This is a genomic window from Pedobacter gandavensis (assembly GCF_032678745.1).
GTDB classification, from domain to species: Bacteria; Bacteroidota; Bacteroidia; order Sphingobacteriales; family Sphingobacteriaceae; genus Pedobacter; species Pedobacter gandavensis_C.
Map to the genome: position 1 here is coordinate 64,985 of NZ_JAVTST010000002.1, position 12,391 is coordinate 77,375.

At 38.4% G+C, this 12,391-nt stretch carries 8 protein-coding genes and 4 tRNA genes; 1 reads left to right on the plus strand and 11 read right to left on the minus strand.

Annotated elements, in window-relative coordinates; genetic code table 11:
- Position 1: 1 nt before the first annotated feature.
- The 11 genes from R2S10_RS07905 to R2S10_RS07955 form a co-directional block, all read right to left on the minus strand.
- Positions 2–1,735, minus strand: a complete 1,734-nt coding sequence (locus R2S10_RS07905; RefSeq protein ID WP_316839915.1) for a thiol-activated cytolysin family protein — start codon at positions 1,733–1,735, stop codon at positions 2–4.
- 111 nt (positions 1,736–1,846) lie between these two features.
- Positions 1,847–3,046 carry a thiol-activated cytolysin family protein gene (locus tag R2S10_RS07910; RefSeq protein WP_316839916.1) on the minus strand — a complete coding sequence of 400 codons (1,200 nt, stop codon included), beginning with the start codon at positions 3,044–3,046 and terminating at the stop codon, positions 1,847–1,849.
- The gene (locus tag R2S10_RS07915; protein ID WP_316839917.1) at positions 3,018–4,709 is read right to left on the minus strand and encodes a S41 family peptidase; all 1,692 of its coding nucleotides are present in this window, start codon (positions 4,707–4,709) and stop codon (positions 3,018–3,020) included. The genes R2S10_RS07910 and R2S10_RS07915 overlap by 29 nt, the downstream gene beginning before the upstream one ends.
- A gap of 11 nt (positions 4,710–4,720) precedes the next feature.
- A complete protein-coding gene (locus tag R2S10_RS07920; RefSeq protein ID WP_316839918.1) occupies positions 4,721–5,875 on the minus strand; it encodes a thiol-activated cytolysin family protein in 1,155 nt (384 codons plus the stop codon).
- Between the two features lies 1 nt (position 5,876).
- On the minus strand, positions 5,877–7,070 hold the full coding sequence (locus tag R2S10_RS07925) for a thiol-activated cytolysin family protein (RefSeq protein ID WP_316839919.1): 1,194 nt from the start codon (positions 7,068–7,070) through the stop codon (positions 5,877–5,879).
- 526 nt (positions 7,071–7,596) lie between these two features.
- On the minus strand, positions 7,597–8,616 hold the full coding sequence (locus R2S10_RS07930; protein WP_316839920.1) for a hypothetical protein: 1,020 nt from the start codon (positions 8,614–8,616) through the stop codon (positions 7,597–7,599).
- A gap of 67 nt (positions 8,617–8,683) precedes the next feature.
- Positions 8,684–8,757, minus strand: a tRNA-Pro gene (locus tag R2S10_RS07935).
- Positions 8,758–8,815: 58 nt separating this feature from the next.
- Positions 8,816–8,889 (minus strand) — tRNA-Pro (locus R2S10_RS07940).
- 55 nt (positions 8,890–8,944) lie between these two features.
- Positions 8,945–9,018: transfer RNA gene (locus R2S10_RS07945), tRNA-Pro, on the minus strand.
- 88 nt (positions 9,019–9,106) lie between these two features.
- Positions 9,107–9,193: transfer RNA gene (locus tag R2S10_RS07950), tRNA-Ser, on the minus strand.
- A gap of 100 nt (positions 9,194–9,293) precedes the next feature.
- Complete coding sequence (locus tag R2S10_RS07955) at positions 9,294–11,372, minus strand: HDIG domain-containing metalloprotein (protein ID WP_316839921.1); 2,079 nt, start codon at positions 11,370–11,372, stop codon at positions 9,294–9,296.
- Positions 11,373–11,526: 154 nt separating this feature from the next.
- On the opposite strand from R2S10_RS07955, the gene R2S10_RS07960 reads away from it, so the two are divergent.
- The gene (locus R2S10_RS07960) at positions 11,527–12,384 is read left to right on the plus strand and encodes an SPFH domain-containing protein (protein ID WP_316839922.1); all 858 of its coding nucleotides are present in this window, start codon (positions 11,527–11,529) and stop codon (positions 12,382–12,384) included.
- Positions 12,385–12,391 lie beyond the last annotated feature (7 nt).

Consider the following 12,391-nt stretch of genomic DNA (forward strand, 5'->3'; position numbering starts at 1 on the left):
TTTAATATTGTGCTCCGTTATATAATATATCATCTACAGGTTTCAGTGTTGGTAAAGCCTTGTAGCCTTTTCCAGATAATAAAGTGTAACCAGAATATATTAAAAATAGAAAATCATCATTTTTACCATACAGTCCTTCACGCTGCTGAGCGTATTGCACTGTTGTATTAGGAAAACTTGGAGGTATACCATTAGAGTATGTGAAGAGCAGTATATTGCTTCCTTTGGTATTACGTATCGTCTCTTTATTCATCTCATCTGAGGTGATTACATTATAAATTCCAGGTGTTATATTTCCATTGGCATCATAGTTGTTTTTTCCAGTCTCTCTCCTGGTGTAATCAAAAGTAATGAAGTTTAGTGGCTGGATTCGATCCCTATCTAAACATGCTTCTGTTCGATAACAGGCGATAAAAATATTTGCCCTCCAATTGGTGACATTAGAATGTACGCCCTGTTTACCTTTATATTCAGCTTTTACGTCTCTGTATTCAATTCTGGCAAAAGGCTTATCGAGTTCACCATAATTAATTTCAAAAAGTGCCGGAACATTCGTGTGGCTCGACAATTGTCTCAATCTAAAGCTAATCGGCACTCCTGGAGTCTCTGCAGTAAAGCTGGAATTTTCACTAAGTATTTGTTCAAAAGCGGCTATCCCCGATATGGTGATGGGTGCTGAGCTTCCTTGCGGCCCTGTAAGTGCATATCTGATGATGGATGCATCCATTGCCTGTATTTCTTGCTGGGTCAGGTTATTACCCCCACTAACCACACCTTTTAATATGTTGAACTTTTTTTGGATGGCACTTTGTAAAACACTGACATCAGATTCAGATTCTATAGTCATGATGCCCATTCTACCATAAGTGACGCTACTTACATACATTGGACTCGCTCCCATAAAGAGTGATTTATCCATACCTGTACTGTCGAACAGTTGCTGATCATCAGGAACATCTACATCTATAGAAAAATTCTCCATAAAAAATTTAATAATGATACCCGATTTTCTTCTAGCAACCTGCATATCAACATCTTTTACAGTGCTTTTATCAAATGCCCATAGGTCTAATTTTTTATTATAGCCGTATAACATTTTGAGTTTATCATAGGTATTGAAAGAACTCATTTCGGCTTGAAACCTTGCAGGAGCTATCTTCCCGGGACTAAGCTGCGAAAGGTCTTTTAGCGCCGCATTAACAAATGCTCTACCACTGGATGGTTTCAGAATGGTAGTTTTGGTGACTTTTCCAGATCCTACAGGTAAGTTGGTCGACATACTTGCCGGGCGCATATAGGCCTCAATCCCTACCAGAGGTCTAGGGGCAAAGTTCTCTGCAGTTATACTCTTTGCATCCAGAATTGCACCAGGATATATGCTCAAACCCATTTCAGGGGAGATCACAAATACATTTGATTGGAATTGTTCCATGGCACGAAATTTAAAATCATTTAGGCCATCTAATATCGTCCAACGGTCTGTGGGAAAGGAAGCCATCGAAGTATTAGGGTTTGGCACCGTTCCGTCTGTGTTTAATTTTCTTTTGGACAATGCCTCGGCCAGTCTGCTGATATCCTTGTATTGGTCTTTAATTGTAAAAGAGGGAATCTCCAATTCTTTTAGATCCTTCATCCAATCTTTCCCATTGTTGGTGGCAGCATTCATAATTTCCGATTTACGACAGCCGGTAATGATGGTTAAAGAAAGAAGAATTAAGAATCCTGCCGTCTTCATATTTATATTTTTTATAAGGGTATTCATTTATGCTAAATGTATATTTTGAATTTAAACGTGTTGCTGTTATATTTTTGAATATTTTCTGATGATGTCACTTTACTATTATCGCTAATTGGCAATATTCACTTTGAAGTTATTCCAGTAGTTGCTAAAATCACTGACATAATGTAAAGTGTAGAAGAGCGGCACTCCAGGTGTTTCCGGAGAGAATTCCTGACCAGTAGCAAGGATTTCCATAAATCCTTCCAGGCCTTTGACAATTTTAAATACGTCTTTGCCATTAACACCTATGACATAAACTTTCATGATCGAATTCTCAAGCAGACTCATTTGTTCCTTTGATAAGCCAATTTCCGCCGAGATCAACGGCTTACCACCTTCTGATACCAGTTTAGGAATAGGGAGCTTCAGGATAATATTGAGTGTTTTTACGACCTCTTCATAGTTTGAATCGGATTCAAAGGTCATGATACCTTTTCTTCCATAGGTAATCGAGGAAACGATCATAGGATCAAGTAGCCCAAACTTGGTTTTATCTGTCATATTTTTTATAAAAGGCAAACCAAGAGGAGGTTCAATGTTAATGGAATAATTCTCTTGCGTGAATTCGACTCTTACGCTTGTTTTTTTCGCACTGAACAAGGAAGTCTCTGTAGTCGTTATTCCCAAAATTCCACCGATATTTACATTGGCACCAAAAGACAACCTCAGCTCATTGGTTCTTGAAAATGACTCCATATTAAAGCGGAATGCAGACAATTGCTTACCACTTCCGGCCTTCAATGCATCCCGTAGGTAAGACCTGTCTGCTTCAGGACTTGGTTTGGCCACTTCTCTTGAAGTACTGTCTGTAATAAAAGTCGCATACATTGTAATTGGATTACGCTCCGATGAGGGCAATAGTAACGGTTTAATGGCGGATACATCAGTAATTACTTCTCCTTTGATAATCGCTCCTAAATAGATGGATTTTCTAATCTCAGGATTAATTGCAGGAATATCTGTAGACCTCAGAAAAAGTGTTTTTCCGCCAGTCCATACGCTATCTCTTAATATTTCTACTGTATTTTGTTTCCTACTTTGCAGCAGGTTATCCAGAACTTTAGCATCGGATACTGTCACCTCTATGAAGGGGTTTGCTGCCCTTTTGGCTCCTTTAAATTGTGAAATATAACCTTTGGGAGCCTTTTCCTCCTGCACAACAGTATCCAAAGAATGGTCCTTTGTACAGGAATTTAATCCCGAAATCATCATTAAACCAGCGATAACGGCTGGTAGTTTATAGCTGTTTTTTTTGCTGACGTTCATCTGTTATGTTTTTTGTTTTTAATTTAAACTGTTTAGCTGTTTTGATCATACCGCTAACGTCTGCCTCGGGTAACAGATAAGTTTTTGAGGTTAACCTATTAGAAGAACTGCTTCCGGAGCGAATCTGACTAGATTTAGCGACCGAATTCTCCTTTCTTGAGGCCAATGTATTTGAGTTCCCTAAAATAGCTGATATAGCAGGATCGTTCTTTTCGCCGAAATCAACACTAACTTCATCTTCGGTAGAGAGGTCTGCAGGCAGGCCATCAAAGAAGTCGCCCTCACCATGGGCATTCTTGTCCTGATACATGGCCAGGTACATTTTATACCGATCAATCCTGATGTCAAAAAAGCCTACAGGTTTCCCATAAGTTTTAACATTTGTGGCTCCATCAGTTGATACACCAATAATTTTCAGTTCCATATAAGGTTTTAGAACATTGATCAGGAGTTCACTGGAAGAGGCGGTTTTATTACTTACAATAAAGCTGACTTTCCTGACTTCAATTGAGGGTCCCAGCTGTTGTTCAAAAAGAAAGCTGTTCCCTGCAGGACTATAATCAATATCCATTAATGTGGCGATCCTGCCATCAATATAAATTGGCTGGTCGTCGCCATCCAGCAAGGGTTGGTTTTTAAGCAAATCTGCTTTACCATCCTGCATCATTTTATTATAAAATTCGGTAAACATAAGCTTTCCATTGGTTGAGGCTGGGGCTATCTTATTCGCCAGATATATTGCCGTACTTTGATAACCACCTCCATTATAGCGTAAATCAACAACCAGCTCCGAAATACCTTCTGTAGAGAACATACTGAAGATGGGATCTAAATATCTCCTGGAGTCTTCTTCATAGGTAAAGCTGTTATAGGCGATATAACCAATCTTTTTCAGTCCTTCCTTAATGATTTTGTAGGCTAAGACCGGATTCTTACGGTAAGGTCTTTTACTCAACTGTACTGTTTTAGAATTCGGCTGCCCATTGGTTAGTTCCTCTATGGTTATCGTCATGTTCTGCTCCTTTAATGCAGCCGAGATAAAACTATAATAATCAGGTGTGGTGGTCGCAGTTTTGCCATTGATCGCCATTACTTTTAGCCCCCTGTGGAGCTTTAAAAGGCCTGCCGCCGAATTAGCATCAACATACAATAGCCTAACTTCATTATTTGCTGTACCCACAAATGCAATCCCATAATCATTATCCGAGGTATTGATATTGGTATCTGTTGAAGGGCTGGCATTCATTTCAATGATGGAAGAGTATTTTGGCTTTATTAAATTCAAGGCATTGTACTCAAATGGGTTGTTGTTAAGTGGATTAATGGCGAACTTACTGATTGCCATAATTTCATCTTTATAAATGGCGATCTCACTATTTGCTCCGGCATTAAAGAATCTGGAAGGATTAAAGGTTGTTTTTGCAGGTAATTGTTCATTCCACAAATAGATCTGCTGAGCATACTGAAATATGGAGTCCAGGTTACTGTTAATTTTGTCTTTTCTTTCCGTAATGGGATTGTTATCGTTCTCTGGATCCGGAGATTTTTTGCAGGCTGAAAGGCAGAATGCAAAAAGAATCAAACCGATCATAAGGCTAGGATTAGCCTTATGATCGGTTCTTACTTCCAGATGATCTTGTTTGTTTTCTTTGATAATTTTCACTGAGGTAATTGCTATTTTACAATTCTGAAAGTAGACTTGTATGGCGTGTTGTTTGACAGATATTTCGCACTAAACTGAATTGGTACACCAGGATCAGATGCCGTAAATACCCCTAGATTGTCGGAGAAGAATCCTGCTAAGGCTTCATAGCTTCCAGGATTGGTAATCAGATCAGTAACCGTGCCTACAGAACTTCCCAGCAGGTATACGGTAACCTTACATGAATTGAATACTTTCAGCTCATCGGAGCTAAAAGTATCTGTTGATTTTTGGAAAAGCTTTTTCACGACTTTCTTCCAGGTCCTGTGTACAACAGCGCTATCTGATTCCGATTCAACCATTAAAAAACCAAAACGACCATAGGTGACTGAATTGACATAAACTGGGGATGTTCCTTGAAAAACACTTGCAGGAGTATTCACATAGTCTACCATTTCGCCTACCTGTGGGTTAGGAGTACTCATGGTAAAGTTTTTCACCAGATAGGTGAGTATCAGACCTGTTTTACTGGTAATCTTTGAGCTAGATGAACTCATCGAGGTATTCGTTGATGAAAACAACCTTTTCTCATTCATATTATATCCAAAGGCCACCTTAGTTTCTTTGTAGGAGTTGAAAAGGTAGGATTCTGTACTGAATTCTTCCAGTTGATTCCCTGAAAAAGAGGGGTCCATCAAGGCATCTCTTAGAAATACCCTAGTTTGTGAAAGGGATGGGGATAATATCCGACCAAACGATTTATCTGAAATGAAAGTAGTCGAAACATCGATAGGTAACTTTTTATAGCCAATTAATGGCGCAAAATCATCACTCGGTATAGAAGCACTTTTGATAATAGAGCCTGGATAAATGTAAGTCTCATTATCAGGGGTAACTATCATTTCAGTGGATTCAAATTCTCTCACCAATCCCTCTGAGGAGGGGTATTGATTAATTAGGGTGGCACCATTTTGCTTTCTGGCATTTAAGAGTTCTTGCATGCTCCTTCCACTCATGATTACAATTGGATCAACAAGTTCAATCTTCAGGTCTTTATACTTAGTTGCTAAAAGATTGCTTTTTTGATCCCCCTCCTGATCTAAGGAGGGGGATGTATACTTGTCTTTCTGGCAGGAGAAGTTAAAGATGCTTAGCAAGATTGCTGCGCAATAAATAAACTTCTTCATGTTATTTTGTAACGGTTACCTGGAACTTGTTCCAATAAGGGGCAAAATCACTTAGGTAATTCAGGGTATAGTACAATGGAACGCCAGGAGATTCTGGTGAGAATATTCCACCGCCTGCTAATATATCGGTGAATCCTGTAAGTCCTTGTACCACCTTAAATATCTGGTCTCCGTTAACACCGATGATATAAACCTTCATAACGGAAGTTTGAAGTGTCTTTATTTGCTCCTTTGTCATGCCAAGGGTAACTCCCAATGAGGCGGTGTCATTTCCGGCCACCTTATCCGCTGCTTCAACCAGCTTAGATATTGGCGCTTTCAAAACGATATTGAGCATTTGTGTTACACTTGAATAAGAAGAATCGGACTCAATAGTCATAATTCCTTTTCTTCCATAAACAATGGAGCTAACAATCAGTGGATCGTTATCGCCAAATTTGTTTTTATTTATAGGATCTTTAAGAAATGGTTGTTCAATAGGCGGTTCAATATTCACTGCGAAGTTCTCTTGTGTAAATTCAACTCTGACACTCGTTTTCTTCTGGCTGAATTTAGAAGAATCTAAAGCAGTTATATTTAAAAGACCCCCAATATTTACGTTTGCACGGAAGGCTAGTTTCAACTCTTCATTCTTTTTAAAACTTTCCATTTGAAAACGGAAAGACGATAGTTGTTTACCACTTCCTGCTTTCAGTGCTGCGCGGATGTAAGATTTATCTGAGTTTGGACTAGGACTTTTAATGACTCTTGAAATACTGTCAGTTGGGAAATCTGCATATATTGTAATTGGATTTCGTTCTGCAGTGGTGGTTAGGACAGGAACAATCTTTGTAATATCGCCAAGATCTGTAGCTTTAACAATCGCACCTAAATAAATGACTTGTCTGACGCTATTATTTATTGCCGGAATCTCTGTAGAACGCATAAACAATGTGTTTCCAGTTTGGCTTTCTACCTCCAGGGTGTTTTTTTTATGGAGGCCGGCAAGATTTTTAAGTGTTGCCGGATCTGATACATTGATCTTTATGGTCTCATTAGGAAGTCTTTTCATTCCTTTGAACTGTGAGACATAGCCTTTTGGGCTTACAAAGTCTTCTTTTAATACTTCAGTTGCGGATTTCTCTTTTTTACAGGAGTGTAAAACGGTTAAGCCTGTTAAGGCAACTACGGTTAGTAACACGTAATTCTTTTTCATAGTGTTGATTTTTGGTTTTGGGTGATTTTTTATTTGTTATGATGGAATTTTTAAAAGACTACACAACAATCCTACTGCATTCTCAATTAAAGAAATTAATTACATTATTTTAATAAAAACAAATACAACTATTTACTTGTATGATTTAATTAAAATAAGGTATTTATAATAGATAATTTAATTTCAATATTTGATATTTAAGACATTATTTCCTAAACTTATAGATAAAAATTATAATAATAAAAATTTAATGACTTTTTTTATTGAATTTATTAAATCATTATTATTTTGTTACATAAAAAAGGATTAACAAGGCGTTTATGACAAAAAAATAGATCAAGAGGAACCCTTGGGGGAATGAAATAAATCATGATCAGTTTATTGTTCCCGGAAGGAATTCTGGATTATTTTGAATTAACCTCAGTAGAGAAAGAAGTTTAACAAAAAAAAGCCTTTAGATCTTGACCTAAAGGCTTTTAATTTATGTCGGACGCAAGATATTGAGCCAACGATATAACTATATGAATTACTTTTCGATGAGTTTAACAGGAATTAAATTACCATTAACATGGTCCATTTTCATTTCGTATACCGAATTAGAATCACCAACCAAAAAAGCTCCTAAAAGACCAAACATACTCGCTGCCAATACATTTGCAGCACTGGAAGTTACTTTTAACTTTCCGGTATAGAAGAAATCATCATTTCTTTTCTCTAAGGGGTAATAGCCATACTCAGTAGCCACATATGGCTTTCCATTATAAACAACGGCATAGACATCTCTTAATTTGATCTTTTCTGGTTTACCATCTGAGCTTACAGAATGAACTTCATCAATACTCCCATCCTTCTCTTTTACTGAAATTTGGGTATCGGGAGATTGCTTAACAAAAGATTGATAGGTAGTGTACAATCCAGGTACAAAACTTGAAGTATTATATAGCTTTAGACTTCGTTTCTCCAGACTATCTATTTTGACGATATCAGACATTTTATATATTAAGGGATCTGAAGGCTTAACAGAGAGATTAGCAGATAGAAAATCGATTATAACACTGCTGGTCTTCTTTAACAAGGGATTGGTCACATCAATACCAGACTTCAAAGAACTGATTGTATCGATCCTGGCAATACACCTATAATCATCATTTTCAACTGCATATAATGAAGCTCTAAAAGAAAAGGTCCCTCTCTCGCTCGTGGTTTTAGTTAATTCAGAAAAGCGCAGTTCTCTCAATTGAAAAAGCAATTCTTTTTTGACTGCATTGGAATCCGTTAAAGCAATAAGGACATCACCCAACTGCGTAGAAAGTGCAGGCTCTGCAACAACTGCGGTCCTTCCATTGAGCATACCTGTTTGCACAAAGCCCATTCCCATTACCGAGGTATCTGATCTGGAATCTATAAATCTGATACTGTTATAATTGCTCTGCGCTATTTTTTGTTTAGGTACAAGCAGTTTAAATTTCTTGGTACCTTCCTGAGCATAACAATTAAACAGGGCACCCAATAAGATGACTAGTAATGAAATCGTTTTTTTGTTCATTTGAATAAGAGGTTAATAAAACAAAAAAGCCTTTAAATCTTATGATCTAAAGGCTTGTATTGTTGTGTCGGGGTGGCAGGATTCGAACCTACGACCTCCTGCTCCCAAAGCAGGCGCGATACCGGGCTACGCTACACCCCGAACTGGTATCATTCTTTTTTTACTGGTCATTATAAAAAACTCTTCCGAGTAATTTGTGTCGGGGTGGCAGGATTCGAACCTACGACCTCCTGCTCCCAAAGCAGGCGCGATACCGGGCTACGCTACACCCCGAACTGGTATCAATTTTTTACTGGTCATTATAAAAAACTCTTCCGAGTAATTTGTGTCGGGGTGGCAGGATTCGAACCTACGACCTCCTGCTCCCAAAGCAGGCGCGATACCGGGCTACGCTACACCCCGAACTGGTATCATCTTTCTCCCCTTTTCGAGGGGTTTTAAAGGCACTAATCGTTTTGGTTAAACCAAACGAACGTTTCTTTACATTATGCGGAGAGGGCGGGATTCGAACCCGCGGTACCGTTGCCAGTACGACAGTTTAGCAAACTGTTCCTTTCGGCCACTCAGGCACCTCTCCATTTCAATACTTTCAATTAACTTTCCCGCTTTAAACAAAAACCGTTGCTGTTTTTCGGGATTGCAAATATAGGAAGATGATTGGTAGTTCCAAAAAAAAATTAAACATTTTGTAGGTAATCTATACGCACATGATAGATGCTCATCAGCATCGTCTTGAATATCAACTTTATAGTTTCTAAATCTTTTAAAGTAATATCGCAATTATCTAACTGATTTTGTTCTAATTTATAGTTAATGATCCTTTCGACCAGGTCATTTATGCTTTGCGCGTCTGGATTTTTAAGACTTCTTGAGGCTGCTTCTACCGAATCTGCCAGCATTAATACCCCAGTTTCTTTAGAAAAAGGGATCGGTCCAGGGTAACGGAAGATGTTTTCATCGACAAATTTCTCTGGTGAGTTCTTTAAAAAGGACTGATAAAAATAATCTACCCTTGTATTTCCATGGTGCGTTCTGATAAAATCGATCACACTTTCCGGCAATTGATGTCTGCGGGTAATCTCTATGCCCTTGTGAACATGTTTAATGATGATCTGAGCGCTTTGCTCATAAGGCAGCTTATCGTGCGGACTGAGCGCCGTGTTTTGATTCTCTATAAAGTATTGTGGGTTTTCAATTTTACCAATATCATGATACAAGGCACCGGCTCTTACCAATAAGGAGTTCCCTCCTATTTTAAAGATCGCAGCTTCCGCGAGGTTAGCCACTTGTAAAGAATGCTGGAAAGTACCCGGCGCTTTAAAGGCCAGCTCTCTCAGTAGTTTATTATTTGTATTCGTCAATTCTATCAAGGCCACATCCGAAGTGATGCCAAATAGCCTTTCAAATGCATAAATTAGTGGGTAAGCCAGCAATGATAAGAGTACACTGATGATGAAAGGTACAAAGTTGAGCCATTCTATCTCTGAGAAAGAGCCTTCTCTTAACAAGCCAATTCCGAGGAAGGATACAAAGTAAGCAGATAATATAAACAAAGCTGATAATAATAGTTGTTCTCTTTTGATCAAGTTTCTGATACTATATATCGCCACCATTCCTGAGGTTATCTGATAAAAGACAAATTCAAAGCTGTTAGGTACAAAGAAACCAGCGATCAGAATCACCAGTAAATGCAGGTAAAGCGCTAAACGGGTATCAAACAAAATCCGGATGATGATCGGCACAATACAGAAGGGTATGTAATAGATACTCGGTAGGTTCAGTTTAATAGCCCAGGTTAAACAAAGCAGCATCGTCGTAATTACTAATAATAATAAAGACAGCTGACGGTTATCTGCAAAAATATCCTTCCTAAACAACTTTAAGAAGAACATCAGCAAACTAACAATAAAACCGACGAGGAGAATTTGTCCGAGGTAAACCAGCTTACTATCACCAATAGTTTTCGTCTGCGCCTCATATGCCTCTTTAAAAGAGAGTAGCTTTTGATAGATTTCATCATCTACCACATTGTCTTTTGCAATGATCAGTTCCCCTTTCTGTACCATCCCACGCGTAGTAGAAAGGCTGTTGACTGTATTTTCCTGTACGATGGTAGTTAGTTTCTCATCAAAAAGAATGTTGGGTTGCAAATGGTCTTCCACCAGGCCAATAATCATCTCTTTAATCTTCAGGTTCACTGAAGTAAAGTTTTTCTCAAAGTATTCCAGGGCTGAGGGTACGGTAAAAACATCCTGGGTACTCAGGTTTTTACTGATGTTATTAGTCATCAGCGCAAAATCATAGTATTTATTCCCTTTTTGATGTTTCACATTCATAGCAATGATGCCTCTATTGTAAATCGATTCCAGCAGTTTAAGGGAGGCACTTTTATAAGCGGCCTTTTCCTCTTCCGGAAAGGCATTGGTTTTCCATTTTACATCAAATTCATTGGAATAAGCTTCTTCTATATTATGAATCAGCTCTGTATTCATCTTATAGATTGGCAACACATTACTTAAAGCGTCTTTTTTATCTGTCGCCACCTGAGGTGTTGTTTTTAAGATCGCAAAGCTGAATGGAGAAACCAGGTCTTTATTTTTCCAGATCTCCCCTTTTTCAAATTCATATCTGAACCTGGGTTGTTTAGGTAAAAACACCGTTATGATCAATACGGACAGTACCATCATCACATATTTGATATTTGATGAATACTTACGGTAAAGTACCCTGTGGGAATTCTTCTTGATTTTTGCCAAAATGGTATAAATTGATTTTATTCAAAAATAATACAATTTTTCCTCATATCGGCTTTTAGGCAAGCTAATCCTACGGAAGGATAAGATTTACAAAGAATCTCCTTGCTAATATGGAATATCATTCGTTAATTTATGATATCAAATCAATATCATTATGTATCAGGAAAAAATCATCACCCCTCCCTCAGGCTATCTTACATTTGTAGTATTCCTGGCGCTGTTAGGCGGCGGAATCTATGCATTGGCCATTGAACAGTTTACCATTGGCGCTATCGCCCTTGCTGTAGACTTCATTCTTGTTTTACCAGGACTCATCATCAACAATCCAAACGAATCTAAGGTACTGACCCTTTTCGGGAAGTATGTAGGCACCGTAAAAACTGATGGTTTCTTCTGGGTAAACCCATTAACGGTTAAAAAGAAAGTGTCTTTAAAAGCGAGAAATTTAAATGGTCATCAGATCAAAGTAAATGACAAGCTTGGCAATCCAATTGAAATCGCCGCAGTTGTGGTATGGCAAATCCAGGAAACTGCAAAAGCGATGTTTGCTGTAGAAGATTACCTGCAATATGTAGCGATTCAAAGTGAAGCGGCAGTAAGGCACCTGGCCAATATCTTCCCTTATGATAATTTTGAAGATGAAGAAGCAACTATTACCTTAAAAGACGGTGCAGAAAAAGTAAGCTCTCTGTTAGAAGCGGAATTGAGCGAGCGGTTATCCAGAGCAGGAATTGAGGTGATTGAAGCCAGAATTTCTCATTTGGCTTATGCACAGGAAATTGCCAGTGCGATGTTACAACGCCAACAAGCGACCGCGATAATTGCAGCCAGAAAACTAATCGTAAAAGGTGCGGTAAGCATGGTAGAAATGGCTTTAGAACAACTTTCTGAAAAAAACATCGTAGAACTCGACGAAGAGCGCAAAGCATCTATGGTGAGCAACCTTTTGGTAGTCCTTTGTGGCGACAGGAATGTACAACCTGTAGTAAACACCGGTACCCTATACAATTAATACGCAT

What these genes read in the sequence shown, in the direction of transcription:
- R2S10_RS07920 (WP_316839918.1), bottom strand. Translation starts at nt 5,875, where the DNA reads ATGAAGAAGTTTATTTATTGCGCAGCAATCTTGCTAAGCATCTTTAAC.
- R2S10_RS07960 (WP_316839922.1), top strand. Translation starts at nt 11,527, where the DNA reads ATGTATCAGGAAAAAATCATCACCCCTCCCTCAGGCTATCTTACATTT.
- R2S10_RS07910 (WP_316839916.1), bottom strand. Translation starts at nt 3,046, where the DNA reads ATGAACGTCAGCAAAAAAAACAGCTATAAACTACCAGCCGTTATCGCT.
- R2S10_RS07905 (WP_316839915.1), bottom strand. Translation starts at nt 1,735, where the DNA reads ATGAAGACGGCAGGATTCTTAATTCTTCTTTCTTTAACCATCATTACC.
- R2S10_RS07930 (WP_316839920.1), bottom strand. Translation starts at nt 8,616, where the DNA reads ATGAACAAAAAAACGATTTCATTACTAGTCATCTTATTGGGTGCCCTG.
- R2S10_RS07925 (WP_316839919.1), bottom strand. Translation starts at nt 7,070, where the DNA reads ATGAAAAAGAATTACGTGTTACTAACCGTAGTTGCCTTAACAGGCTTA.